Source organism: Rhodopseudomonas sp. AAP120 (assembly GCF_001295845.1).
Taxonomy (GTDB): domain Bacteria; phylum Pseudomonadota; class Alphaproteobacteria; order Rhizobiales; family Xanthobacteraceae; genus Rhodopseudomonas.
The window spans coordinates 42,114-66,644 of sequence record NZ_LJIC01000107.1 but is presented as its reverse complement, the minus strand read 5'-3'; the positions used below and the strand labels follow the sequence as shown (position 1 = coordinate 66,644).

Annotated in this window: 24 protein-coding genes and 3 pseudogenes; 15 read left to right on the top strand and 12 right to left on the bottom strand. The window is 61.6% G+C overall.

Annotated elements, in window-relative coordinates:
* Positions 1–187: 187 nt before the first annotated feature.
* The 7 genes and pseudogenes from IP86_RS17250 to IP86_RS17230 form a co-directional block, all read right to left on the bottom strand.
* Positions 188–430 (bottom strand): hypothetical protein, encoded by a 243-nt coding sequence (locus tag IP86_RS17250; protein WP_012494639.1) that lies wholly within the window; start codon positions 428–430, stop codon positions 188–190.
* A gap of 32 nt (positions 431–462) precedes the next feature.
* The gene (locus IP86_RS17245; RefSeq protein ID WP_012494638.1) at positions 463–693 is read right to left on the bottom strand and encodes a hypothetical protein; all 231 of its coding nucleotides are present in this window, start codon (positions 691–693) and stop codon (positions 463–465) included.
* Positions 694–832: 139 nt separating this feature from the next.
* Positions 833–1,471 (bottom strand): NrsF family protein, encoded by a 639-nt coding sequence (locus tag IP86_RS17240; RefSeq protein ID WP_012494637.1) that lies wholly within the window; start codon positions 1,469–1,471, stop codon positions 833–835.
* A complete protein-coding gene (locus IP86_RS17235; RefSeq protein WP_012494636.1) occupies positions 1,468–2,019 on the bottom strand; it encodes a sigma-70 family RNA polymerase sigma factor in 552 nt (183 codons plus the stop codon). Before IP86_RS17235 ends, IP86_RS17240 begins: the two co-directional genes overlap by 4 nt.
* A gap of 131 nt (positions 2,020–2,150) precedes the next feature.
* Positions 2,151–2,473 (bottom strand): annotated as a pseudogene (locus IP86_RS28175) (TolC family outer membrane protein); the annotation flags it as partial.
* 818 nt (positions 2,474–3,291) lie between these two features.
* Positions 3,292–3,575, bottom strand: a pseudogene (locus IP86_RS29420) (cupredoxin domain-containing protein); the annotation flags it as partial.
* Between the two features lie 68 nt (positions 3,576–3,643).
* Positions 3,644–4,682: pseudogene (locus tag IP86_RS17230) on the bottom strand (IS256 family transposase).
* A 621-nt stretch (positions 4,683–5,303) separates the two neighbouring features.
* Here IP86_RS17230 and IP86_RS17225 point away from each other — a divergent pair.
* Positions 5,304–6,524, top strand: a complete 1,221-nt coding sequence (locus IP86_RS17225) for an OpgC domain-containing protein (protein ID WP_012494634.1) — start codon at positions 5,304–5,306, stop codon at positions 6,522–6,524.
* Between the two features lie 73 nt (positions 6,525–6,597).
* Here the strand turns inward: IP86_RS17225 and IP86_RS17220 are convergent, their stop codons facing one another.
* The 5 genes from IP86_RS17220 to IP86_RS17195 form a co-directional block, all read right to left on the bottom strand.
* Complete coding sequence (locus tag IP86_RS17220) at positions 6,598–6,999, bottom strand: CopD family protein (RefSeq protein WP_049774695.1); 402 nt, start codon at positions 6,997–6,999, stop codon at positions 6,598–6,600.
* 682 nt (positions 7,000–7,681) lie between these two features.
* Positions 7,682–7,945: a hypothetical protein gene (locus tag IP86_RS17215; RefSeq protein ID WP_012494633.1), complete on the bottom strand. Its 264-nt coding sequence runs from the start codon at positions 7,943–7,945 to the stop codon at positions 7,682–7,684.
* A 651-nt stretch (positions 7,946–8,596) separates the two neighbouring features.
* Positions 8,597–8,833 carry a hypothetical protein gene (locus tag IP86_RS17205; protein WP_012494632.1) on the bottom strand — a complete coding sequence of 79 codons (237 nt, stop codon included), beginning with the start codon at positions 8,831–8,833 and terminating at the stop codon, positions 8,597–8,599.
* Positions 8,834–8,962: 129 nt separating this feature from the next.
* Positions 8,963–9,601: an NrsF family protein gene (locus IP86_RS17200; RefSeq protein WP_012494631.1), complete on the bottom strand. Its 639-nt coding sequence runs from the start codon at positions 9,599–9,601 to the stop codon at positions 8,963–8,965.
* A complete protein-coding gene (locus IP86_RS17195) occupies positions 9,598–10,146 on the bottom strand; it encodes a sigma-70 family RNA polymerase sigma factor (protein WP_012494630.1) in 549 nt (182 codons plus the stop codon). Before IP86_RS17195 ends, IP86_RS17200 begins: the two co-directional genes overlap by 4 nt.
* A gap of 576 nt (positions 10,147–10,722) precedes the next feature.
* Between IP86_RS17195 and atpD the strand changes: the two genes are divergently transcribed.
* The 14 genes from atpD (at position 10,723) to IP86_RS17135 (ending at position 24,429) form a co-directional block, all read left to right on the top strand.
* Positions 10,723–12,147 (top strand): F0F1 ATP synthase subunit beta, encoded by a 1,425-nt coding sequence (gene atpD, locus IP86_RS17190; protein WP_012494629.1) that lies wholly within the window; start codon positions 10,723–10,725, stop codon positions 12,145–12,147.
* Positions 12,144–12,563 (top strand): F0F1 ATP synthase subunit epsilon, encoded by a 420-nt coding sequence (locus IP86_RS17185; RefSeq protein ID WP_012494628.1) that lies wholly within the window; start codon positions 12,144–12,146, stop codon positions 12,561–12,563. The genes atpD and IP86_RS17185 overlap by 4 nt, the downstream gene beginning before the upstream one ends.
* Positions 12,560–12,877, top strand: a complete 318-nt coding sequence (locus tag IP86_RS17180) for an AtpZ/AtpI family protein (RefSeq protein ID WP_012494627.1) — start codon at positions 12,560–12,562, stop codon at positions 12,875–12,877. The genes IP86_RS17185 and IP86_RS17180 overlap by 4 nt, the downstream gene beginning before the upstream one ends.
* Positions 12,874–13,179 carry an ATP synthase subunit I gene (locus IP86_RS17175; protein WP_012494626.1) on the top strand — a complete coding sequence of 102 codons (306 nt, stop codon included), beginning with the start codon at positions 12,874–12,876 and terminating at the stop codon, positions 13,177–13,179. The genes IP86_RS17180 and IP86_RS17175 overlap by 4 nt, the downstream gene beginning before the upstream one ends.
* Positions 13,176–13,874, top strand: a complete 699-nt coding sequence (locus tag IP86_RS17170) for a F0F1 ATP synthase subunit A (protein WP_012494625.1) — start codon at positions 13,176–13,178, stop codon at positions 13,872–13,874. Before IP86_RS17175 ends, IP86_RS17170 begins: the two co-directional genes overlap by 4 nt.
* A complete protein-coding gene (locus IP86_RS17165; RefSeq protein ID WP_012494624.1) occupies positions 13,871–14,116 on the top strand; it encodes a F0F1 ATP synthase subunit C in 246 nt (81 codons plus the stop codon). The genes IP86_RS17170 and IP86_RS17165 overlap by 4 nt, the downstream gene beginning before the upstream one ends.
* 4 nt (positions 14,117–14,120) lie before the next feature.
* Positions 14,121–14,867, top strand: a complete 747-nt coding sequence (locus IP86_RS17160) for a F0F1 ATP synthase subunit B family protein (protein WP_012494623.1) — start codon at positions 14,121–14,123, stop codon at positions 14,865–14,867.
* The gene (locus IP86_RS17155) at positions 14,848–16,401 is read left to right on the top strand and encodes a F0F1 ATP synthase subunit alpha (protein ID WP_012494622.1); all 1,554 of its coding nucleotides are present in this window, start codon (positions 14,848–14,850) and stop codon (positions 16,399–16,401) included. Before IP86_RS17160 ends, IP86_RS17155 begins: the two co-directional genes overlap by 20 nt.
* A complete protein-coding gene (locus IP86_RS17150; protein WP_012494621.1) occupies positions 16,398–17,270 on the top strand; it encodes a F0F1 ATP synthase subunit gamma in 873 nt (290 codons plus the stop codon). Before IP86_RS17155 ends, IP86_RS17150 begins: the two co-directional genes overlap by 4 nt.
* A 160-nt stretch (positions 17,271–17,430) precedes the next feature.
* Positions 17,431–17,940 carry a DUF411 domain-containing protein gene (locus IP86_RS28160; protein ID WP_245264890.1) on the top strand — a complete coding sequence of 170 codons (510 nt, stop codon included), beginning with the start codon at positions 17,431–17,433 and terminating at the stop codon, positions 17,938–17,940.
* A 331-nt stretch (positions 17,941–18,271) separates the two neighbouring features.
* Complete coding sequence (locus tag IP86_RS29615) at positions 18,272–18,397, top strand: hypothetical protein (RefSeq protein ID WP_283804783.1); 126 nt, start codon at positions 18,272–18,274, stop codon at positions 18,395–18,397.
* A gap of 182 nt (positions 18,398–18,579) precedes the next feature.
* Positions 18,580–19,941, top strand: coding sequence for a TolC family protein (locus tag IP86_RS17145; RefSeq protein WP_245264889.1), 1,362 nt, complete (start codon positions 18,580–18,582; stop codon positions 19,939–19,941).
* 25 nt (positions 19,942–19,966) lie between these two features.
* Positions 19,967–21,265 (top strand): efflux RND transporter periplasmic adaptor subunit, encoded by a 1,299-nt coding sequence (locus IP86_RS17140; RefSeq protein WP_054163738.1) that lies wholly within the window; start codon positions 19,967–19,969, stop codon positions 21,263–21,265.
* Between the two features lie 14 nt (positions 21,266–21,279).
* Positions 21,280–24,429 carry an efflux RND transporter permease subunit gene (locus IP86_RS17135; protein WP_012494617.1) on the top strand — a complete coding sequence of 1,050 codons (3,150 nt, stop codon included), beginning with the start codon at positions 21,280–21,282 and terminating at the stop codon, positions 24,427–24,429.
* The last annotated feature ends 102 nt before the right edge of the window (positions 24,430–24,531 follow it).

The following is a 24,531-nucleotide window of genomic DNA, read 5'->3' as shown; positions in this document are numbered from 1 at the left end:
GCTAACGAGGAGCATGCCGATCAACAGTCCGAGCATTGGTGGCTCCACATTACCAAACTGGTACCGCTGCCATTCCGGCTATCGAAAGGGACTTTCGATGAAAAGATCAGGGGATCCTCAAAGCCATAACAGGTTGAAACGCCAAACGGAGCGCGGAAGTCGACGTTCGGCCTCCGTGCTCCGGTGATTACTTCTTTTCGCCCATGTGATGGTTCTCGGTCTTCGGCCCGCCGCTGTAGTGATGGCCGCCGTCCTTGCCGGTCTTCTTGGTCGCGTCCACTTCGGGATGCTTGGTCATGTGCGGTGTCTCTGTCTTCGGGCCGCCCTGATAGTGGTGGGCGTTGGATTCCGTTGAGGAGGTCTGAGCGAGGGCCGGCGCGGCCGAAAAGGCGAGAGCGGCGGCAATGGCGATCAAGGCGCGTTTGGTCATGGTCGTCTCCGTTCGGTGTCGTTGGTGTTGGATCAATGGAAGGAGCGCGGGCCGCCGAAATAGGCGTGCGACGTCGGGCGTTGTTCGGCTCTGGCCGACGGATTGCGGTTGGCGAGTTCAGCGCGTGCATCCAGCCCGGACTGCGCGGCGGCCGCGGGCCGCTCACGATTGAGCCAATCGGTGCCGTTCATACCTGCGAACGCGGGCGCCGAAGCGGTCGCCATCAACGCGATCGCGAGCGAAATCTTGGTCAGTGCAGACATCTTACTCTCCTTCGCCGCCCGTTCGGGCGGTCCGTGCGGTGCACCTTTTCAGGTGCTCAAAGGGGAGTTCGAAAGGGAGAGGAATTTGGTTACAGCGGTCCGCAGAATATTCCCGGCGGACCGATCCATCTTGCCGTGCTCACCAGCGCAGCAGCCGGGGACCGAGCAGCGCGCCGGCCAGCGTGCATAGCACGACCGTCCCGCCGTACCAGACGGCGATGAATGGAATGCTGTCGGCGGTGCAATGCAGCGCATAGCCCAACGCACTGATGCAGCCCGCGACCAGACCCGACACCGCGCCCGCCCGTACGAGATCGGTCGGCGCCATCCGGCGCACCGCCCAGATGATAGCGGCAAACGGAACGATCGCGATCACCGGGATCGACACCAGGCATTCGATCCATTCATCGCCGATGATCTCGGCCGTCCAATGTGACCGCGGCGTCATCGAAAGGGCCACGATGGCCAGCACCATGACCACAAGGAAAGGCAGCGCCAGCAGCGCCAGCGACACCCGGCGCTCGCCACCCGGTCGCGCCAGCCGTTTCAGGAAGATCGAGGCCGGGACAAGGATCAAAAGCATCAAACCGATTTTGAGCAGCAGATAGAGCAGTGAAACCGATTGCACCAGGTCCGGCCGCAGCCCCATCGTGGCCATGACGCCGCACGCGGCGAGCAGCACGCCCCCCGCGATCGCCAGCGTCAGTGTCCGGCCGGCCGGCCGGCGGATCGGTTCGACGTTGGTCCCGAGCATGGCGATGAGGTCGTCGGTCTTCATGACGCGTTCTCCCGTCCAATCATCGCCGCCAGCGCCTTCAAACCGCGATGCACGCTGACCTTGACCGAGGATTCGCTGATATTGAGCCGGGCTGCGGCCTCGGCGACGCTCAGGCCGTCGAGCTTAACCGCCTGCACCGCCGTCCGCATCCTATCCGGAAGCCCCGACATCAGTTTGCCCAGGTCGAGCGAGCTTTCGATGCCGGCAGCCGCATTGTCCTCCGCCGCCGGGTCGATGTCGTCGATCGGAACAACCAACATCGAACCCCGCGTGTGCCGCAGGTGGTCGATCAGCTTGTAGCGCGCAATCGCGCGCACCCAGGGCGTCAGCAATTCCGCCGGATCGTAAGTATCGCGCCTCATATGAATCGCCATCAAGGCTTCCTGGACAAGATCCTCAGCCTCGGTCGCGCTGCGGCCGATTCTGGCGAGCCTGCCCCTGTAATAGGCGCGCAGATCGCCGCTCAGCCGTGACAACAGTTCGCGGTGGGCAGCTGCCTCACCGTGAAGGCTCGCCAGCATGAGCGGCTTCAACTGATTCTCGTCCATCTCAGCGCCCCCTACAATGTCAATTCGGAACTGCGATTTGGTCACATGTCGCATCAAAACAATCTGGAACGGGTGGTTAGTGTCGCCCATTCCCCGGCGTGAGTGCCGGCGGCTCATTTCCCTGACAGAGTTCACAATCCATGCCGTGCGTCACGGACTTGGTGGTAATGGACCTCTGGAAGATAATCGGGAATCCGCAGACCAAGCGTTTTTACGTCCAGCCGTCCCACGGCGTGAGTAACGTGTATGACGCAACGACGCGATCACGCTGCGAAGTGATGAGCCGTGCCCGGGCGTTGGTGAGATACTGCAGGGCGTTCAAAACATCCACGGTGGTACGCTGCCCGGCCTGTGCTTCCCGCTGCACTCCCTGCAACGCCACGTCGGCGGCACGAACCTCGGATTCGGCCGCCGTCAGCGCCGTCTTCGAGCCCTCATTGGTGACCCAGGCGGCGCCGCGGACGTGGATAGGCCAATGGCCACGGCAAAGGCCGCGGCGCCAGTGAACTTCAGGATCATGATGGTCTCCAAACGTGTCTGGTCTCAAGCCGGGACAGGAATGCACGCGACGTTCATCGACGGACGCGTGAAAACGCCCGCGAGTTCAGTGCTTAATGAGATCAGACGCGAGGAGGTCGGAAAGGCAGACTGCCGGCACGGGCGGGGACGAATGCGTCCATCAAAGTCGTCACATGGGTGGTCTTCCCAATGCTGAATTCGATACGGACGGCAGTGACGTGGTTGAGAGCCACCGAAGCGCCCACGCAACAGAAACTCAGCGGACACTTAAACCCATGTGTCGGCGAAGGAGCTCTCTTTGTGTCGTGCGGGCAGTACTCGTCCATCGACATGTCCGCGGAGTGGCTTACGGAAATGTGGAAGTGTTCGCTCGAAGCTGAACCGCTCTTTGAAATCGCCGACGCTGACGCGTGGGCTCCAATCGGTAGAGCCACCAGCGAAGCGGCGATCAGAATTGCCACTATGGTCCGGAACAACCGCATTCTAAGCGCAAAATCCACCGCTCGTCCGACTCAATGATTGAGGCAGGCCAAAACATCCATACGATAGGCCGCAGCTGAAGAAAAAGCTTGATGCTAGTCAAGCTCAACACCACCCCGTGGTCTTTTCGTTGAACATTGCCTATGCAATGCCAATCAGCGCAATGATACCCCTACGGGGTATCAGAATGCAGGATCGTGTCTCGGCCAACCCGGAATCGGCAATCTTGCGCTCACGGCCGGCCTGGGCGGGGCGGCAGGCATTAAGAAATTCTTTCACCCTGATGTGACCAGTCATTCCGTACTCACGAAGATCGGGAATTAGACAAGAGAATTCAAAGGTTCCCGTCTTGATAAACTTCCAAACGACTTCTGCCGTCTTTTTCGGCGCCAACCGCACAATTCGGCTCATCGTGCTGCATGTGAGGATGCTTTTTCATCTCTTCCGCATGCTTTAGGTTGTCCCCTTCGGTGGCAAGGAAGATCTTATGATCCTCTGTACCCAAGTCGGATCAGAAACCGAACATTCTCGCCAGGGCCAACCTCAATGCGCCAGGGATCGTGCCCCTTGGCGTGGTGTATCTGGCGGCAGGTCACCGCGATGGCCTCGGTAAGGTCCGGGTCGGTCAGCTGGCGAATGCCGGGAGGCTGACGGCGGGATCATCGCCGATCGGGGCGATGGTTTCCAACGTCATATAGAGGGCGCGTTGCACCGTCCATTCGTCGTTCTGTTCGAGCAGGATGGCGCCGACCAAGCTGACGATGGCGTCCTCGTTGAGGAAGATGCCGACCGCCTCGGGGCGCCGCTTGATCTCGCCGTTGAGACGCTCGATCGGATTGGTGGAGTGCAGCTTGGTGCGATGCGCCGGCGGGAATCTCATGTAGGCCAGCACGTCGGTCTCGGCATTGTCGAGGAAGGCCGAGAGCTTCGGATGCTTCGGCCGTAGCTGATCGGCGACGCGTCGCCATTGCGCACGCGCCGCTTCGGCATCGTCTTGCGCAAAGGCGGTGGCGATGAAGGCAGAGACGACGCGCCGCCCGCTCTTGCCGGCATGGGCGAGAACGTTGCGCATCAGGTGGACGCGGCAGCGCTGCCAGGTGGCATTCAGTACCTTGGCGACCGCGGCCTTGTTGCCCCTCATGGGCATCGGAGATCACCAGCTTGACGCCCCGCAGGCCGCGGCGGGCGAGCTTGCGCAGGAACGCGGTCCAGAACGTCTCGGCCTCGGAGGGGCCGATGTCGAGGCCGAGAATCTCGCGCCGGCCGTCGCTGTTGACGCCGACCGCGACAATCACCGCAATCGCCTTGACCAGGTCGTCGACCGAGCGGGTCGAGATGCCGTGCACATAGGCCTCTTGGATCACCGCGGTCAGCGCCTTCTCCGCCATCCGCCGCGGCTCCAGAAAGCCCGGAAAATAGCTGCCCTTGCGCAGCTTCGGGACCCGCAGTTCGACGGTGCCGGCCCGGGTCTCCCAGTCGCGGTCGCGGTAGCCGTTGCGCTGCGCCAGTCGCTCACGGGTCTTCTCGCCATAGCCGGCGCCGGTCAGGTTGCCGACCTCCAGCTCCATCAGCCGCTGGGCGGCAAAGCCGATCATCTCGCGCAGCAAATCGGGGTAGGGGGTCTTCTCCACAAGGGCGCGCAGGTTCATCATGTCGTCGGTCATCGGGGAAATCCTCGGTCAGGTTGGTGTCGCAACCCGATCCTACCGAGGACATCGCCGTTGACCGCCGCTCGCTCGCTACGGCGCTATGGGGAGCGCGCTCGCGAGCGGCTCCGCTACTGCCCAGCTACACCACCCGATGGGACACGACCCACGCTCCTCGACGTGACGGATCCTTCGCCTCACAGTTCAACGCGGCCGCACCCTCGCAAAAGCGTCCAACGCTTGCACCCTCAGATGCGTTCTGGTGGGGACGCGGCTTCGGATTGCGCGGCGGGGCAATTCTCTGAAATCAACTGTAACCGGACCGCGCTCTCCTGCGAATTATACAATAGATCCTTAGACCATCCGTCCGGTTCGCTCGTGAGGCTGCCTGAGCGGCAGAACGGGAGAAGGCGAATCCCAAAGCAAGGACCCATTTCGCAATAGGTTGTAATTAGCATTGTGGAAAAGTTGAATCGGTTCAAACAAGTCCAGTAAATGCGGCAAAGAACGCGACGCTCGCGGCCGTTGGGTCGAACCGTTGAGCGTGGAGTGGTTCTCGTCGCACAACGACCGACCTGAGTAGCCGTTTTGCGAACGACATCGCCGGCTTGCAGCCCTCTGACATTCTGGAATATTCCAATGCCACTGTTTGGTCCGCCTCCCGCTCGCGATCTGAGGCTCGATCTGTTTCGGGGATTGGCGAACTGGGCCATCTTCTTCGGTCACATTCCCGGAACGGCGCTCGCGTGGTTGACCTCGCGAAATTACGGTTTCAGCGACGGGGCTGATTTGTTCGTCTTCATTTCCGGTTACACCACCGCACTGGTGTTCGGCCGGATGATGGCGCAACGCGGCTTCCTGATTGGCGCAACCCGCCTGCTCAAACGCGTCTGGCAACTCTACGTCGCATACGTCCTTCTCTTTATCTTCTATCTGACCTCGGTTCACTATTTGGCCCATCGTTTTGACATCGGCCACTTGATGGACCAGTTCAACGTTGCACGTCTGATGGAATTCCCGGTCGAGACATTGGCCGAAGGGCTGATGCTGAAGTTCAAGCCGCTCAATCTCGACGTGCTTCCTCTCTACATCGTCTTGATGGCAGCGTTTGTGCCGATCCTGTGGCTGATGTTGCGGCACCGAAACTGGGCGCTTGCCGGATCGCTGCTGCTGTACCTTGCCGCGAGAGCCTTTCATTGGAATCTCCCCTCATATCCGTCCGGGGGGTGGTTTTTCAATCCATTCACCTGGCAGCTGCTGTTCGTGCTGGGCGCATGGTTCGCCGCAGGAGGCGCCCGAGACGTCCGCGCCATCGTCACAGCTCGGACGGCCTTGGTCGTCAGCGTCGGCTTTGTGCTGTTTGCTTTGGTGGCAACGCTCGCCACGCTGATCCCTGCGATGGACGTCCCGATCGTGAGCCAGTTGACCCAGGCCTTTCGTCCCAACGATAAGACCAATCTTGCTCCTTATCGCGTCCTCCACCTCATGGCGTTGGCGCTGCTGGCGGTGAGGTTCATTCCAATCGATTGGCCGGGACTTCGCTGGCCGATCTTTCGTCCCCTTATCACTTGCGGCCAGCAATCTCTCGAGGTCTTCTGCGTCGGGGTCTTTCTGGCATTTATCGCGCACTTCGTCTTGGAAACCACGTCACAATCCTTCTTCGCTCAGCTTCTGGTGGGGGCCGCCGGTCTGTCGGTTATGACGGGCGTCGCCTACTACCGTTCCTGGTCAAAACAAATTGACAAGGCGCCAATTACCACGGCGAAACGGCCTCCGGCGACGCAAAGCTCGCAGCTCCCTCCCCAAGAGGTCGCGGCTGACCAGACGACGTCAAACGAAATGCGCGGGAATGCGAGCTGATGACCGCTTACTTATCAGGCCTCGTCGTCAGGTGTGCTGCGTCGTCGTCCGTCTTGACGGCAGCTGCTGCCCGTCATTGCCCAATCGCCGGACGAAGCGTTCCGAGAATGCTCACGCCCAGCAGGACGCCCAGCAAGTGGGTCCACAACTGGCTGCGCCGAACGGCGTCGCCCTCCGCGCCGGCTTGGGTTGTCAGCAAGGCCGGCACCAACCAGAACCGGTTCGCTATTGCCAGAGCGAGCATCCCGGCAAACAGAGCCAATTTCACCACGAGTATCTGGCCGTAGCTGGTCTGGACCAGCTTGCTAACCGATCCGATCAGAAGCCAGCTGTTCACCACACCGCCGCCGACCGGCGTCGCCACGGCCGCATAACCCATGCCCGAAAATCTTATGAGCACGCCGTCGACAACCATGGAGTTGGCTTCCGCTCCGGGCTGCTCGTTGCCGAGCAGGATGAAGCCGAGCGGCAGCAACCCGCCCCTGCATCACGGCAACCGCGATGACCGCGGCAGCGATCGCCATGCGCACCGCCCATAACACGCCGAAGCTGGTGGATCCCGCGGCGAGAAGATGCCCGGCATCTGCAGTGGTTCAGGAATTCGCTCCGCCGCTGTCTGGAACGCTATTATTGAAATGCCGATCTCGGTGACGTCGATCTTTGCGGCGCGGCTTGGTCCGAATATCTAATATTCGATATCCAATGAGCCACTGTGCCCATCGAGCCAGCACCTGGAGATGCTGCAGTCCTGCTTGTTTGCCGCATCGGCGTTGCACTTCCGCAACGCCGAACGCTTTGCCTGCTGCATGGACGCCGCATATTTGCTCCAGACGGTTGTCGTTCCATGGCTTCCCAGAGTGGAATCCGCAATGCAGACCCAATGTCCGCGGCGCAGATTCGGGGCACTCTTAACTCGACTGTCGGCAACTCGGTTGAGCGCGGACCCCACGTCAACGTCAGATAGCCGCTTCTCCTGCATTGGCAGACTATTTGAGTCATCGCGATTGATGCTGCCGGCAAGAGCCGCCGACAATGGGATTCCGAACAACACTGCGGCAATCAAAAATGCTGAGCATCGCATGACGTTATTACCTTGTAAGAAACGATCACCGACGTTGTTCGGCTTGCCTAGTCGGTAGTAGTGCCTGGGAGCGTTACTACTTTTTTTCGCCCATGTGGTGAGGCGCGCCTTCTTTCGGTCCACCGCTGTAGTGGTGACCGGTGTTCACGACATCGCCTCTGGTGGCTTCTTGTCCAAAATCCGGATGTTTCATCGCGTGCGGCACAACCGTCTTCGGTCCGCCTTGATAATGATGGGCATTTTGATCCATCTCGGCCGCGCTCTGGGCGACGGCGGGAGCCGCCATCGCCGAGACGGCGAATGCGAAGCAAAGTGCGATACTGGCGTTGCGTTTGGACATTGCCTTCTCCTGGTGCGCCACTCATGGCGCTCTGTGATGACGTCAACCACGCCTGCTTTGGCGCTCATTGATTAGTTCGGGGGGGAATGTGATTCGGTTACATTGGAACTCAGAGAATCTCGTGTGGTTCTGACGCCGGCGAGCTCGGAGCCCGCAACGAATGGCTGGAGCGACACGCCGTCGCCGGCGTGATGAAGGTTGCGGACGTCCCGCCATTCCGTTGGAGGACGTCGACCGGCTGAACGACGCGGAAGTATTTGTGGCGCGACATCCCTTGGCTCCGCGCGCCGCCGGAAAGCCGATCCGCAATCGCTCGGAAGCGGAACACGTCCTGCCGTCGGTAGAGCGCAGAAACCGAGACCGTCGGCGTCCGCGCTCCGATGTTTACTTCCTTTTGCCCATATGATGGTTTTCAGACTTCGGCCCGCCGCTGTTATGATGGCCACCGTCATTGCCGGCCTTCTTGTTCACACCCATGTCGGGGTGCTTGGTCATGTGCGGCGTCTGCGTCTTCGGACCACCTTAATAATGGTGGGCATTGGGATCCGTGGACGAGGTCTGGGCGAAGGCCGGCCCGGCGGAAAACGCGAGAGCGGCGGCGATGGCGATCAGGCTGCGGTTTGTCATGTTATTCCTCCGTTGAATGGCAAATCAGTGAATGGACCGCGGTCCGCCGCGGTAGGCGTGTGGCGCGTCGTGGCGAACGGCTGGGACGGTGAGTGTCGAACCGGGGTTGACGAATTCGGCGCGCGCATCCAGGCCTGATGGCGCCAAGGCCGGCGGCCGCACACGATTGATCCAATCGGTGCCGTTCATTCCCGCGAACGCGGGCGCCGAAACGGTCGTGGCCAACGCGATCATGAGTGAAATCTTGGTCAATGCAGACATACTACGCTCCTTCGCCGCCCTTTCGGGCAGTCCTTGCGATGCACCTTTTGGGGCGCTCAAAAGTGAGTTCGAAAGGAAGCGGGAGTCGGTTACATCAGTTCGCCGAATATTTCTCGGCGTCTGTTGTGCTCACCAGCGCAGCAGCCGGGGACCGAGCAGCGCGCCGGCCAGGGTGCACAGCACCACTGTTCCTCCATACCAGACGGCAATGAACGGAACGCTGTCGCCGGTGCAATGCAGCGCGTAGCCCAGAGCGCTCAGGCAACCCGCGACCAAACCGGCGACCGCGCCCGCACGTACCAGGTCGGTCGGGGCCATCCGGCGCACCGCCCAGACGATGGCGGCAAACGGGACGATCGCGATCACGGGGATCGAAATCAGGCATTCAATCCATCCGTCGCCGACTATCTCGGTCCTCCAGTGCGACATTGGCATGATCCAAAGCGCCGCGATCGCCGGCACCATCACCGCGACGAACGGAAGCGCCAGCAGCGCCAGCGACACCCGGTGTTCGCCGCCCGGCCGCGCCAGTCGCTTCAAAAAGATCGACGCCGGAACGAGGATGAGGATCATCAAGCCGATCTTCAGCAGCAGGTACGGAAGCGACGCCGACCGCACGAGGTCCGGACGCAGCCCCATCGTCGCCAGCACAAGGCAGGCGGCCAGCAGCGCCCCAACAGTGATGGCCAGCGTCAGCATCCGTCCGGCCGGCCGGCGGACCGGCTCGACGTTGGTCCCGAGCATAGCGATGAGGTCGTCGGTCTTCATAACTGTTTCTCCTGTCTGATCATTGCGGACAACGCCTTCAACCCGCGATGGACGCTCACTTTGACCGAGGATTCACTCATATTCAGCTTTATCGCCGTCTCGGCAATGCTGAAGCCGTCCAGCTTGACCGCCTGCACCGCCGTCCGCATCTTCTCCGGAAGTAATGCCATCAGCCTGCCGAGATCGATCGATCTTTCGATGCCGGCAGCGGCGTCCTCCACCACCGGTTCGACATCGTCGATCGGGACGTCCGACATCGATCCCCGGGTGTGCCGCAGGTGGTCGATCAGCTTGTAGCGCGCGATCGCGCGCACCCAGGGCGTCAACAACTCCGCGGGCTCGTAGGTGTGGCGCCGCATATGCATGGCCATCAAGGCTTCTTGAACAAGATCTTCAGCCTCCGTCGCGCTGCGGCCGATTCTGGCAAGCTTGCCCCGGTAATATACGCGCAGATAGCCGCTCAGCCGCGACAGCAGTTCACGGTGCGCAGGTGCGTCGCCATGCAGGCTCGCCAGCATCAGCGGCTTCAATTCGTTCTCATTCATCTCCCCCGCCCGAACCATCTCATTAGCGCCCTGGCAATGATAGTTCGGACGAAGTCGCCGATCGGTTACAAGGCGCGCGTTGGAAATGTTGCAAGGCGGAGTTCACGTCGGCCGGCACCCGCGCCGGCTCATAGCGCTGCTGTCAACGTTTGACGTTGTTTCTAAAGTAGGGCCACTGCATGGAACCGGCGGGGACCGGCCAAGGCCCCGTGCTGCCGGGACTATCCGGTTCTGCGGGGATGGTCCTGGTCAGTCAGCGCGGCAATCCTGACAGATTCGACAATGGCTTGCTGTCGCGCTGCGGCGCGGCTATGGCACTCAAAATATTCTTTGCACGCTGTAACCGGCCGCATCCTTGTTCCGAACTAGTCGATGTGAAGCAACGTGGATCGATGGTCGGAAGCGCGTCGATAATTCGACGCGGGGATGCATCTGCGACCGCGGTCCAAAGCAATGACCGACTTTAGCCTGAATGACGCCTGAGCCTGAATGACGCCCGTTCGAAGTCAACCAACCGCGACTCTTGCCTGCCGGACGTTCGCAGCAGCTGATATTTGAGAACACATCGGACATGCCATGGATTCTGTCACGTCAATGGGAACGGTGGTATCAGTTCGAGGCGCCGTCGTCGACGTGGCTTTCGACGGCGAAACGCTGCCGCCGATCAATACCGGCTTGATCGTCGAATGGGACCGGCCCGAGCCGCTCGTACTCGAAGTCCATAGCCATGTCGACCCCCGGACCATTCGCAGCATTGCGCTGCAGGCCACCGCTGGTCTTGCGCGCAATACGGCGGTGCGCGCGACCGGCGTGCCGATTTCGGTACCGGTCGGAGATGCGGTTCTAGGACGCCTGCTCGACGTCGTCGGGACCGTCCAGGATCGCGGTCTTGCCCTACCATCCGATACGCCACGCCGCGGCATCCACAACCCGCCGCCGGCGCTCAATGAGGAGACCTCGACCAGCGCGGTGTTCGAGACGGGCGTCAAGGTGATCGACCTGCTCGCACCGCTCGCCCAAGGCGGCAAAGCCGCGATGTTCGGCGGAGCCGGCGTCGGCAAGACCGTGCTGGTGATGGAGCTGATCCACGCCATGGTTGAGAAATACCAGGGCATTTCGGTGTTTGCGGGTGTCGGCGAGCGTTCCCGCGAGGGCCATGAGCTGCTGACGGATATGCAGCGTTCGGGAGTTCTCGCTCGCACGGTGCTCGTCTACGGGCAGATGAACGAGCCGCCTGGCGCACGCTGGCGGGTACCGCTGACCGCATTGACGATCGCGGAGTATTTTCGCGACCAGAAGCATCAGAATGTGTTGCTGCTGATGGACAACGTCTTCCGCTTCGTCCAGGCCGGAAGCGAGTTATCCAGCCTGTTGGGACGCCTGCCCTCGCGCGTCGGCTATCAGCCGACACTGGCCACCGAGGTGGCCTCGTTGCAGGAGCGGATCGCGTCGGTTGCCGGTGCCGCCGTCACCGCGATCCAGGCCGTCTATGTTCCGGCCGATGACTTCACCGATCCGGCGGTGACAACAATCTCCAGCCATACGGACAGCGTTATCATGCTGTCACGCTCGCTGGCGGCCCAAGGCTTTTATCCGGCCGTGGACCCGCTTGCCTCGTCGTCGGTACTGCTCGATCCCCGGGTGGTCGGCGAAGAACACTATCGTCTGGCCGAACGTTGCCGCGAGACGCTCGCTCGCTTCAAGGATCTGCAGGACATCATCGCACTGCTCGGCGTCGAGGAACTCGGCGCCGGCGACCGGCTGGTCGTCAAACGGGCACGCCGCTTGCAGCGTTTCCTCAGCCAGCCTTTCACCGTGACGGAGGCCTTCACCGGCACGCCCGGCCGCAGCGTCCCCCGCGCCGATACGCTGGCCGGCTGCCACGCCATTCTCGACGGTGAAGCCGACGCCTGGGCAGAGAGTTCGCTCTATATGATCGGGACCATCGATGAGGCCCGCGAGAAGGAGACGGCGGGCGCCAGAAAGGAAGCCGCGTCATGAGGCTCCGCATTGTCACGCCGCTCTCGGTCGTCGTCGAGGAAGACGGCGTCCTCGTCGTGCGCGCCGAAGACGCCACCGGCAGCTTCGGGATATTGCCGGGTCACGCGGACTTCCTCACGAACCTCGCGATTTCCGTCGTGAGCTGGAAGAACGGCAATGGGATCCGGCACTGCTGCGCGGTGCGCCGTGGCGTCCTCTCGGTCAGCGGCGGGCAGGACGTCGCCGTGGCGACGCGCGAGGCGGTGCTTGGGGACGATCTTGCGACCTTGGGCGAGACGGTCCTCGCTCGCTTCCGCGCCGATATCGAGGCCGAACGGACGGAGCATGTCGAGACCACACGCCTGCAACTCAACGCGATCCGGCAGATCATGAGCCATCTTCGTTCCGACCGACGCGGTGCAAGAATATTCTCATGACCGCGCCAAAGCAAACCCCACAACCTGAACCCACGGCAGTGCCGGACGAACAGGATTCGCTGGTCAAAGGGGTACGGCTCCGCGGCGGGCGTCACCAGCGCTGGCTGCGCGAGGGCGACCCATCGGTGGCGCGCATGCTCGCCCAGATCGGCGTGCTCGGCTGGATCATCGTCGTGCCGCTGCTGATTGCAGTGTTCGGCGGCCAGTGGCTCGATCAGAAATTCAACTCCGGAATCTTCTGCACTGCCCCGCTGCTGATCGTGGGGCTGGCGCTCGGATGCTGGTCCGCCTGGAAGTGGATTGAACGCCAATGAATTTTCCTTGGTTCAATGCGCTATCGGCCGGGGCCGAGGTCGTCAGTCTTGTCGCCTATCTGGGTGCCGGGATCGTGCTTGGTATGCTGTATTTTCGCGGCCTTTGGTGGAGCGTCCGGCGATTTTCCGATGGCGGCAAGCTGGCGGCGACAATCGCGCTGATGATCGGCCGCTTCGTCGTTCTTGGCGGCCTGATGACATTGGCGAGCCTGCAGGGTGCGCTGCCGCTGCTTGTGCTGGCACTTGGCGTCCTGGCCGCCCGGGCCGCCATCCTGCGTCGCGTTCGAGAGGTCACTCCGTGACTTCACCGCTCAGCAGCATCGCGCTGTTCAATTTGGGGCCGATACCGATCAGCGCTGGCGTGGTGGTCACCTGGGCGATCATGGTGGCGCTGGTTCTGGGGAGCATTCTGGTCACGCGCCGCCCCTGGCTCGTGCCGTCGGCAGCCCAGGCGGCCTTCGAGCTGATCGTCGATACCGTGGACGGCCAGATCCGCGATACCATGCAGATCGAACCCGCTCCTTATCGCGCCTTCATCGGCACCCTGTTCGTCTTCATTTTCGTAGCCAACTGGTCCTCGCTGGTGCCCGGCGTCGCCCCCCCGACGGCTCAGCTCGAGACCGATGCCGCGCTCGCTGTTCTGGTGTTCTTGGCGGTGATCTGGTTCGGCATACGCGTCGGCGGCGTGCGGGGCTATCTGTCGACCTTCGCCTCGCCCAACCCGATCATGATCCCGCTCAATTTCATCGAAAGTCTGACCCGGACCTTCTCGCTGCTGGTGCGGCTGTTCGGCAATGTGATGAGCGGCGTATTCGTGATCGGGATCGTATTGTCGCTCGCGGGCCTTCTCGTGCCGATCCCGCTGATGGCGCTCGATCTACTGACCGGTGCGGTGCAAGCCTACATTTTCTCGGTTCTGGCGATGGTGTTCATTGCCGGTGCGGTGAACGAAGGACGACCGGACAGCAACAACTCCAGCCAAAGGATGCCCTCATGAACTGGTTAGCTTTCATCAGCATCGTATCGGCCGCTCTGGCGGTCTCGTTTGGAGCGATCGGCCCTGCCCTTGCCGAGGGGCGCGCGGTCGCGGCCGCAATGGACGCCATCGCCCGTCAGCCAGAGGCCGCCAACACCATCTCGCGGACGCTCTTTGTCGGTCTCGCCATGATCGAGACGATGGCAATCTATTGCCTCGTCATCGCCCTGCTTCTGTTGTTCGCCAACCCGCTGCTGAAGTGATGTCATGACCATCGACTGGTGGACGCTCGGCATCCAGGCCATCAACGTCATTATCCTGGTCTGGCTACTGGCGCGGTTCTTCTGGCGTCCGGTTGCCGCGATGATCGAGCAGCGCCGTGCCACAGCGCGGCAGATCATGATCGAGGCCGAAACCAAGCTCGGACAAGCCACCGACGCACTCGCCGAGATCGAGCGTACGCGCGCCGGTTTCGAAGAGGAACGCGCGGCTATAATTGCCGCGGCGCATCAAGCTGCGGAACAAGGGCGGATATCGCTCCTTGCCTCGGCCGCCCAAGAGGCGGCGGCGCTGCAGGCGTCGGCGAGGTCGGCGATCGAGAAGGAGAAAAGCGCGACCGAGCAAGCATGGGCGGAACGGGCGAACCGGCTTGCGGTAGCAATAGCCGGGCGTCTGGTCGCCCGCCTCAGTGGCGCATCGGTTAGTTCTGCCTTTCTCGACTGGCTGCTGCGAGAGATCCGAAACCTGCCGGATCCGGTGCGCAGCGCCGTCGCGGCTAACGGTATCGCGATCGAGGCGATCAGCGCCACCCCGATCGAACCCGCCGACCAGCAGCGCTATCGCACATTGATCGGCGACGCGTTTGGAGTTCGCCCGCAGATCAGCTTCAAGGTCGATCCCGCGCTCATCGCCGGCCTGGAACTGCATGGCCCTCACCTCGTCATCACCAACAGCTGGCGCGCCGACCTTGCCAACACCCTTGCGGACCTCGCGCATGACGACAGATCCCGATAGCCCGGCCGACGCCTGGCTCAAACGCGCCAGCGCCAGGATCGACGCCACCACGCTCGGGCCGCAGACCGAGCAGATCGGCGAGGTGGAAGCGGTCGGAGACGGCATCGCGCTCGTCGCGGGTCTGCCCAATGTCCGGCTCGATGAGTTGCTGCGTTTCGATAAGGGACAGTTCGGCTTCGCCCAGGTGCTTGAGCGCGATCATGTCGGCTGTGTGCTGCTTGACGACGTGAATGCGATCGAGGCCGGTGACAGGGTGCGTGGCACGGGCGATGTCGTGCGCGTGCCGGTGGGACCGGCACTGCTCGGCCGTATCGTCGACCCGCTCGGCCGCCCGCTCGACGGGAAAGGCCCGGTTGCCACCGACATGCTGGAGCCGATCGACGCCCCGGCACCCGCCATCGTCGATCGCGATCTGGTGACCCAGCCCGTTCAGACCGGCCTCGTGGTGGTCGATACCCTGTTTGCTCTCGGCCGCGGTCAGCGCGAACTGATCATCGGCGACCGCGCCATCGGAAAGACCACGATCGCAATCGACACCATCGTCAATCAAAAAACGAGCGACATAATCTGCGTGTATGTCGCAGTCGGCCAGAAGACCGCGAGCGTCCGCCGCGCCATCGATGCGATCATGGCCTTTGGTGCGCCCGAGCGCTGCATCATCGTCGTGGCGGGGTCGTCGAGTTCACCCGGATTGCAGTGGATCGCACCTTTCGCGGCATTCAGCATGGCCGAATATTTTCGCGATCGCGGCCAACATGCCCTGATAGTGGTCGACGACCTCAGCAAGCACGCGGCGAGCCACCGCGAGATCTCGCTGCTGACCCGCCAGTCGCCTGGTCGCGAGGCCTATCCGGGGGATATCTTCTATGTTCATGCGCGGCTGCTCGAACGGGCCGCCAAACTGTCCAAGGAAAAAGGCGGCGGCTCGCTGACGGCGCTACCGATCGCCGAGACCGACGCCGGCAACCTCAGCGCCTATATTCCGACCAATCTGATTTCAATCACCGACGGTCAGATCGTCCTCGATGCCAGGCTGTTCCATGAAGGGCAGAAGCCGGCGGTCGACGTCGGCACCAGCGTCAGCCGGGTCGGCGGCAAGACCCAGGCACAGGCGCTCCGGGAGGCGGCGGAGACGGTGCGGCTCGATTACGCTCAGTTCCTCGAACTGGAGACTTTCACCCGGTTTGGTGGAATGCCGGACAGCCGGGTTCGCGATCAACTGAGCCGGGGCGCGCGAATTCGCGCGATCCTCGGCCAACCGCCGCACCTGCCCCTTCGGCTTGCCGACGAGGTGGCCCTGGTCCTGGCTGTGCAATCCGGGCTTTTGGATCCGTTGCCGTTGCCGTCAGTGCCTGCGTTCCGGCATGGCCTGCGCGAGACCCTTGACCGCCACGTCCCGGGCGTCGTCCGTCGGATCCAAGATACCGGCGCGCTCGACGAGCCCGGAAAGCAGGCGCTCCGCGAAACCCTCCGAAAATACCTTCAGACGCTGGCCACGGTCGCGGATCCGTCGAAAGCACCGAGGCAATCATGACCGATCGTCTTTCGGAGATTGGCGCGCGGATCGACGGGATCGGCCAGCTCGGCGCGGTCGTCAATGCCATGCGGGGCATCGCCGCGGCACGCGCCCAGCAGGCGCGCGGCCAGCTTGTTGCCGTCGATAGCTATTCCGCCACGATCGCGCTTGCGATCGGGCGAACGCTCGCCCTTGTCCCGGCCGGGGCCGGTCCCGCGGATCGATCGACCCGATCGGCCTTGGTGCTATTTTGTGCCGAACAAGGGTTTGCCGGTGCGTTCAGCGAACGCGTGCTCGATGCCGTTCGCGACGACTTTTCCCAGTCAGAACTGTTCCTGATCGGCACGCGAGGTCGGGCGGTCGCCGGGGAAAGAGGGATCGTCGGGGTCTGGAATAGCGCGATGCCATCGCACTCGCTCGGTATTCCGAAACTTGCCGATCGAATCTCAGAAGCACTCTACAGCCGAATCGCCACGGACGAGATCGGCCGCCTCGATGTCGTTTTCAGCCAGTGGCGGCCCGGCCATGGCGTTCGTGTCGAGCGCCGCCGCTTGTTTCCTCTCGATCTCTCGGGCTTTCCGCATCCGACGAAGGGCGATGCGCCGCTCCTCGACCTGTCCCCCGAAACCCTGATGGTCGAGCTCACCGCTGACTACGTATTTGCGCAACTCTGCAACACGGCGCTCCATGCCTTCGCGGCGGAGAACGAGGCGCGCATGGAATCGATGGCCTCGGCGCGCAACCAGATCGAGCGCCAGCTTGCCGAATTGCATGCCACCCGGCGGATCGTGCGGCAGGAAGAGATCACGGCAGAAATCATCGAACTTGCCGCAGGCGAGACCGCAACCAACAACAGCCATGCCAAGAGCGCCGAGAAAAACGCTTGATATTCTTTCGCTCTCGATGCGCACCAGGGTAATTCGCTGGAAGATAGATGTTTCGCTTCAGAACGACTTATCGACAATAGGCGTGCCTGGACGACGACGTTCCCCGCGACGACAGCAGGTTTCATGGTTGAATCTGCGGCGAGGCAATAAGGAGCAACCAATGCAATTTTTGGCAGAATGCCTATCAATGACGCAGAAACCGCCGGTCATGACGCGACGGGCGATGCTGGGCGGTGCCGCGGTTGCACTATTGGCCAATACGGTTCGTCCCGGGTGGGCGCAGACATCTCCGATTCTGGTCTACAAAGATCCAAATTGTGGTTGCTGCCAGAGCTGGGTCCGCCACTTGGAGAAAGCAGGCTTTACGGTGCGGGCACGGGAAACAACCGATCTTGCCACCGTCAGGGCTGGCCTTGGCGTACCGATCGATCTCGCATCGTGCCATAGCGCCGAAATCGACGGATATGTTTTGGAAGGACACGTCCCGGCCGTCGCGGTGCAACGATTGTTGGCACAGCGTCCTGACGCTATTGGCTTGGCTGTTCCGGGGATGCCCGCAGGATCACCTGGAATGGGCGGTATGCCTGCGGAGAAATACGCAGTGATTCTATTTGGGGCAACCGACCGAAAGCCATTCATGACCTTCATCGGACCGGACCAAACCGGGTAACCCGTCGTCATGACACGAGAGCCAGACCGCCGTTCGCGATACCGGCAGGCTCACGTCCTGGACAAAAGCCGGTCCCCTCTCCGTTCGGCACCGAGAGATTACCGACACCTCGGCCGCGACATCCGGGCGCGGAACCCCGTCAACTGGATCTGACGGTTAACGCCGAGAACTTTTTCTGCTTCCGCTTGTAACCTCCCGAGGATCCACTCCGAATTCATGATTAGCGCTGTGATGGCGCCATCGACAGCACGGAGCCGGATAATGCCTTCGACGAGCGAATACGCCACGAATCTGTTTGAAAAGCAGACCGCCGTCTCAGGGAGAGCCGGCGATGGTCATGCTCGACATCCCGGGCGGTGAATTGGCGGGCGGCGGGCCGGCCGGCGATGCGCGGCAACCACCGTCGATGCGGCCTTCCAATGCCCGTCCATCAATTCCGTTTCGCTTCCTCGTTTGATCGGTTCGAGAGTCGCCAGCTCGACATACGGGATAAGGAAACCTTGTTCGCGACACAGGACGTTCTCAATGTCTACGACCGGCCCTCAGGCCTCAAGCGACAATTCTGCACGAGGGAGTTCGCTGCGGCTGGCAGCTATGCAATCGACTAACAGTATCGCTCCCCTGTCGCCAAGGGGGACTTTGCTGGCGGCGCTCTTCACCACCGTTGTTCTGGCGTTCGGCGGCTGCACGCTGCTGCCGAACGGCACCTCAGAAGAAGAAGCCAACCTCAATTCGGTTGCACCTGCCTATGAGCCGCCGGTCGCCGATCGTCAGTTGCCGCTCGTGCCCGCGCCGGCGCGATGGCGCGATGTCTTGCGCCGCGCGTTCTTTGCCAACGGAGAGTTGGAATCCGCCTACTTCGAATGGAAGGCCGCCTTCGCCCGCATCGATCAAGCCGCGACCTGGCCCAACAGCAACGTCGCCGTCAATTTCAGCTACATGTTTTCCGCCGAGAAGCTCAAGGCGTGGGACCGCACCACGGTCGGCGTCGGCTTCGATCCATCGATGAACCTGTCGCTGCCGATCAAAGTGCAGACCGCGGCCGAGGTTGCTCTGGAATCCGCCAGGCAAGCCGGCGAGAAGCTTCGCGCGACAAAGTTTGAACTGCAGCGAAAAGTCATTTCCGCTTATCTGGATCTGGCGCTGAGTGAGGAAAAGTTTCGGGTTCAACGCGACAATCTGACGCTTCTTAAGCTTGTCAACGATTCGGCGGCCGCGCGCGCGCAATCCGGCGGCGCGCTGCAGGACTTGCTCAAGGTTCAGATCGAGTCTCAGATGGCCGAGAATGAACTGGCGAACTTGGCAGCGGAGGCCAAGTCGATACGAGGGTCGCTGAACGGCATGCTCGCGCGCGACGCCAATGCGCCGCTGAGACTGCCGTCAACTCTGCCGTCGCAGCGAACCGTCGCCGTCGATGACGCCCAGCTTCTGGCGGCGGCGGTTGAACAGAACCCGGAACTGGCCGGGCTTGCCCGGCAGGTGGCCGGGCGAAAGGACGCTATCGAACTTGCAAGGCTGGCCTATCTGCCCGATTTCGTTCCCTCAGGGACCGTGACAGGCAATGTTTCACAGGTTGTTTCGTCGATGGTGATGCTGCCGACAAAACTGCCGGCCATCCGCGGCGCCATCAGGGAAGCGGAGGCCATGATGCGATCGTCAGAAGCAATGTTGCGGCAGACCACGAGAGACCGCGCCGCCAGCTTCGTGGCAAACCTGTACTTGATGCGAAATGCGGAGCGGCAAATCGCCCTGTACCGTCAGCGTATCGTGCCGGCCGCCCAGCAACTGGTGAACGCGTCCCGGAGCGATTACACCGCCGGGACCGCGGCATTTTCCGATCTCATCGACAGCCAGAGGATACTGATCGCCGCCCGTCTTGCGGCCGCTCAGGTCCGGATCGAGCGTGAGAAGCGACTGGCGGAAATTGAGGCGCTTGCGGGTGTCGACATCGAGACACTTGGAACGTCGCCACCCGGAGCGGCCTCGCTGGCCGCACAATAGAAAGTCCAGCACCGTGAGGGATCTCGTGTCGACGAAACGATATCGGAAGTCGATCGGCCCTGCCCTGGCCCAACTGATGGTCTTGTGCGCGGGCTACTTCATCAGCCAAGACGCGAGTTCAGCACAACAGGCCCCCGAGCCCCAGCAGAACATGCCGGCCGATCACTCCGTGCCCGGCAATTCGATGCCTCCGGGATATACGGAACTAAGCGTCGATCCGGCAATCCGGCAGCGTATCGGAGTTACGCTGGGAAGGGCGACGCGGACCCCCCTCACCATGACCATTCGAACGGTCGGGATCGTACGTCCCGATGAAACCAAGCTTGCTCATATTCACCTCAAGACCGAAGGCTGGGTCGAACGACTGTTCGTCTCTTTCACCGGGCAACAGGTGAAAGCCGGCGAAGCCATGCTTGCGATCTACAGTCCGGCCTTCTTTGCGGCCCAGAGAGAGCTGTTGTCCGCGGCGCGGTCGGCACAATCCAATCTCGGAGGCATGACAGATCAACAGCTGGTGTTGGAAGCCGCGCGTCGACGCCTGGAGCTTTGGGATGTGCCTGCCGATGCGATCAAGGCCCTGGAGGCGACCGGGCGGCCCGGGACGTCGTTGGTACTACGCAGTCCAATCTCAGGTACCGTCCTGGAGAAGAAGGTCTTTCAAGGTCAATACACGATGCCGCAGAACGAACTGTTCGTCGTCGCCGACCTCTCGACGGTGTGGGTTCAGGGCAAGGTCTTCGAGTATGAATTGCCGCACGTCCAGATCGGCATGGCTGTGACTGTCGCGCTGCCCTCGTCGCCGACGCAACAATATACCGGCAAGGTCGTGTTCATCGATCCGGTGGTCGACGAGATGACCCGATCGGTGCAAGTCCGCGTCGAGCTACCAAATCCCGACGGCCGACTGAAGCCAGGCATGTTCAGTCAGATCTTGATCAGCCACGCGATGGGAAGCGGCTTGACCGTTCCGGTATCGGCCGTCATCCGCACCGGCGAACGCAACATCACGTTCCGAGCTGTTGCCGATGATCGCTTTCTCCCGGTCCAAGTGAAAATCAGCCCGCTGCGGTTCGAGGATCGATTCCAGATCCTGGAGGGGCTGGAGGATGGCGACATGGTTGCCACTTCCGCCAACTTCTTGATCGATTCCGAAAGCCAGCTACTGGCCGGCGGCGGTGGTATGGCCGGCATGCCCGGGATGGACGACGGCAGCAAGGCCAACGAGAACAAACCGGCAGCCCGGCCGCAGGACGTCAAGGGGATGTCGATGCCAAATCGACCTACCGCAGACGATCATTCCACCATGAAACACGATCGTCCGTGAGCGAAAGATAGACCATGATCGGCCGGCTGATCGAGTTCAGCGCGCGGAACGCGCTTCTCATGCTTCTCCTTATCGTGGCCATCATCGGCGGAGGCGTTTGGGCGGTCTACAACACGCCCTTGGATGCACTTCCGGACCTCTCGGATGTGCAGGTCATCGTCGCCACTGATTGGGAAGATCGCAGTCCCAACATCATCGAAGACCAAATCACCTATCCCATCGTGACGCAGTTGCTCTCCGCCTCAAAGGTCAAGGCGGTGCGAGCCACCAGTTTTTACGGCCAGTCTCTGGTCTATGTCATCTTCGAAGACGGTACTGACCTGTACTGGGCGCGCAGCCGGGTCTTGGAGTATCTTAGCGGCATGGCCGGCAAGCTGCCGGCGGGCGTTTCTCCGCAGTTGGGGCCGGACGCAACCGGCGTGGGTTGGGGGCTCGAATACGTTCTGATTGACAAGACCGGAAAACACTCGCTGTCCGAGCTTCGCAGTCTGCAGCAATGGCAAGTGCAGTATCAGATCCGCGCCGTTCCAGGCGTTGCGGAAGTCGCCAGCGTCGGCGGCTTCGTGAAACAATATCAGGTCACCGTCGACCCGGACAAGCTGCTGGCCTACAAAATTCCGATCAACAAGGTGGTGGAGCAGGTTCGCCGAGGCAATCAGGAAGTCGGCGGCAGGGTATTGGAGTTCACCGGCACCGAGTACATGGTGCGAGGTCGGGGCTATTTCCAATCGCCGTCCGACATTGAAAAGGTGGCAGTCGGAGCACAGTCCGATGGGACGCCTGTTCTGGTCCGCGACGTCGGCTTCGTCCAGATCGGTCCGGACATCCGCCGTGGCGTGGTCGACTACAACGGGTTGGGCGACGCTGCTGGCGGCATCGTGGTCGTCCGGTTTGGCGAAAGTGTCTACGACGTGTTGGCTTCCGTGAAGCAGACGATCAAGGACACGGTGCAACCAGGCTTGCCGGAGGGCGTCGAACTCAATCTCACATATGACCGGTCCACCCTTATCAATCATTCGGTCCAGACGCTGAGAGAGAAGCTTATCGAAGAAGGAGTGATCGTAAGCCTGGTTTGTCTGGTATTCCTGTTCCATTTTCGCAGCGCCTTGGTCGCAATCATCACGCTGCCATTGGCAGTCCTGCTGGCGATGATCGCGATGCGATGGATCGGGCTGACCAGCAACATCATGAGTCTGGGTGGCATCGCGATTGCGGTCGGGGCGATGGTCGATGCGGCCATCGTGATGATCGAGAACGCTCACAAACATATCGAAAGAGAGGAGGCCAAGCCCGCTGAGCAGCGCCGGCCGCGGCTGGAACTCGTGATCGTGGCCTGTCGAGAGGTGGGGCCGTCGCTGTTCTTCTCGCTGCTCATTATCACCGTCAGCTTTCTGCCGGTGTTTGCCCTTCAGGACCAGGAAGGTCGGTTGTTCAGGCCGCTCGCCTACACCAAATCCTTTAGCATGTTGTTTGCGGCGGTGCTGTCCGTCACCGTCACCCCGTTCTTGATGGTATGGCTCGTCCGCGGCAAGATTCCTGCCGAGGAGAACAATCCAATCAACCGCTTCCTGATTTGGATTTATCAGCCTGTTGCCATGCTGGCGTTGCGGCTGCGCTACGTCATGGTCGGCGTCGCCGTTTTCGCCACCGTCGCCATCATCCCCATCTACAGAAGCCTGGGTAGCGAGTTCATGCCGCCGTTATGGGAAGAATCGGTGCTGTTCATGCCCGCGACCCTGCCGGCGGCGTCGATACAGACGATGAGGCAGGCGATCCAGGAGCAGGACGCCATTCTGCTCGGCTTCCCGGAAGTTGCGAGCGTGTTCGCCAAAGCGGGACGCGCCGAAAGCGCGACCGACCCGGCTCCGCTGGAAATGGTCGAGACGGTCATCAACCTCAAGCCGCCGGAGCAGTGGCGGAACGGCATCACCCCGGACAAGCTGATCGCAGAGATGAACGCGGCGCTGAACGCGAAGATGAAAGGCTTCTCAAACAGCTGGACAATGCCGATCAAGGCTCGCATCGACATGCTTTCCACCGGAATCCGCACGCCGCTCGGCGTCAAGGTGTTCGGACCGGACCTTGCGGAAATCGGAAGGATTCTGTCGAACGTGGAGGCCGCGGTCGGCACCATTCCGGGCACAAGAAGCGTGTTTGCCGAACGTGTGGCGCAGGGCCATTACCTGGACTTCGATATCGATCGCGATGCGATCGCCCGTTACGGGCTCTCAGTCATGGACGTGCAGGAAGTTATCCAGGCGGCGGTGGGCGGCGCCAATCTGACGCAGACCATCGAGGGCCGCGAGCGCTATCCGGTCAACGTCCGCTACGGACGTGACCTCCGAGATGACGTCGGCAAATTGCAGCGGATACTGGTCGCCACCCCTCTGGGAGCGCAAGTGCCCTTGCAGGAACTGGCAAAGCTGCGATTCGTCGATGGCCCCGGTCTGATCAAGAGCGAAGCTGCGCAGCTTGTGGGGTATGCCTACATCGACATCGCAGACCGAGACACCGGCAGCTACATGAACGACGCCCGCAAGATTGTCGGCGAAATGGTGAAGCTGCCTCCGGGTTACCGATTGGAATGGAGCGGATCGTTCGAGGGAATGCAACGGGCGAGCCAGCGACTTCTGTACGTCATCCCGATCACACTCGCCGTCATCTTCTTGTTGCTCTACCTGAACGCGCGATCGATTGCCAAAGCGCTGATCGTGATGATTGCGGTGCCGTTTTCCCTGGTGGGCGCATTCTTCCTGCTTTGGCTGTTGGGCTATCACCTTAGCGTTGCCGTATGGGTTGGGATCATCGCGCTGGCCGGGGTCGACGCCGAGACCGGGATGGTGATGCTGCTGTATCTGGACGTCGTCTACGAGCGCTGGAAGGAGGAAGGTCGGATGCGAAGCATCCACGACCTCGAAAGTGCCGTGATGGAGGGAGCCGTGCAACGCGTCCGGCCAAAGATGATGACCGTGCTGGCGATATTAATGGGACTCTTGCCTATCATGTGGTCCAGCGGAGCGGGCTCCGATGTCATGAAGCGAATCGCCGCTCCGATGGTCGGCGGCGTCGTTACCAGTTTTCTCTTAACGCTGCTGATCTATCCGGCCATATACGTCATTTGGAAATGGTGGAGCGAGGTGCGATACCGTCAAGCGGCCAATTGACGCCTGTTTTCATGGCGATTGTCATCGAGGAGCTGAAGCACATACAAGATGATGGTTCGGGGGCGGTCAGACCCGCAAGGGGCGACCGAGCGCTTCGCCAAG

Bases quoted from the DNA above. Each gene is read 5' to 3' on its own strand.
- IP86_RS17240 (WP_012494637.1), bottom strand. From the start codon at position 1,471: ATGAAGACCGACGACCTCATCGCCATGCTCGGGACCAACGTCGAACCG.
- IP86_RS17235 (WP_012494636.1), bottom strand. From the start codon at position 2,019: ATGGACGAGAATCAGTTGAAGCCGCTCATGCTGGCGAGCCTTCACGGT.
- IP86_RS17180 (WP_012494627.1), top strand. From the start codon at position 12,560: ATGACCGCGCCAAAGCAAACCCCACAACCTGAACCCACGGCAGTGCCG.
- IP86_RS17155 (WP_012494622.1), top strand. From the start codon at position 14,848: ATGACGACAGATCCCGATAGCCCGGCCGACGCCTGGCTCAAACGCGCC.
- IP86_RS17185 (WP_012494628.1), top strand. From the start codon at position 12,144: ATGAGGCTCCGCATTGTCACGCCGCTCTCGGTCGTCGTCGAGGAAGAC.
- IP86_RS17250 (WP_012494639.1), bottom strand. From the start codon at position 430: ATGACCAAACGCGCCTTGATCGCCATTGCCGCCGCTCTCGCCTTTTCG.
- IP86_RS17195 (WP_012494630.1), bottom strand. From the start codon at position 10,146: ATGAATGAGAACGAATTGAAGCCGCTGATGCTGGCGAGCCTGCATGGC.
- IP86_RS29615 (WP_283804783.1), top strand. From the start codon at position 18,272: ATGGTCATGCTCGACATCCCGGGCGGTGAATTGGCGGGCGGCGGGCCG.
- IP86_RS17150 (WP_012494621.1), top strand. From the start codon at position 16,398: ATGACCGATCGTCTTTCGGAGATTGGCGCGCGGATCGACGGGATCGGC.
- IP86_RS17175 (WP_012494626.1), top strand. From the start codon at position 12,874: ATGAATTTTCCTTGGTTCAATGCGCTATCGGCCGGGGCCGAGGTCGTC.
- atpD (WP_012494629.1), top strand. From the start codon at position 10,723: ATGGATTCTGTCACGTCAATGGGAACGGTGGTATCAGTTCGAGGCGCC.
- IP86_RS17225 (WP_012494634.1), top strand. From the start codon at position 5,304: ATGCCACTGTTTGGTCCGCCTCCCGCTCGCGATCTGAGGCTCGATCTG.
- IP86_RS17165 (WP_012494624.1), top strand. From the start codon at position 13,871: ATGAACTGGTTAGCTTTCATCAGCATCGTATCGGCCGCTCTGGCGGTC.
- IP86_RS28160 (WP_245264890.1), top strand. From the start codon at position 17,431: ATGCAATTTTTGGCAGAATGCCTATCAATGACGCAGAAACCGCCGGTC.
- IP86_RS17215 (WP_012494633.1), bottom strand. From the start codon at position 7,945: ATGTCCAAACGCAACGCCAGTATCGCACTTTGCTTCGCATTCGCCGTC.
- IP86_RS17205 (WP_012494632.1), bottom strand. From the start codon at position 8,833: ATGTCTGCATTGACCAAGATTTCACTCATGATCGCGTTGGCCACGACC.
- IP86_RS17245 (WP_012494638.1), bottom strand. From the start codon at position 693: ATGTCTGCACTGACCAAGATTTCGCTCGCGATCGCGTTGATGGCGACC.
- IP86_RS17160 (WP_012494623.1), top strand. From the start codon at position 14,121: ATGACCATCGACTGGTGGACGCTCGGCATCCAGGCCATCAACGTCATT.
- IP86_RS17135 (WP_012494617.1), top strand. From the start codon at position 21,280: ATGATCGGCCGGCTGATCGAGTTCAGCGCGCGGAACGCGCTTCTCATG.
- IP86_RS17200 (WP_012494631.1), bottom strand. From the start codon at position 9,601: ATGAAGACCGACGACCTCATCGCTATGCTCGGGACCAACGTCGAGCCG.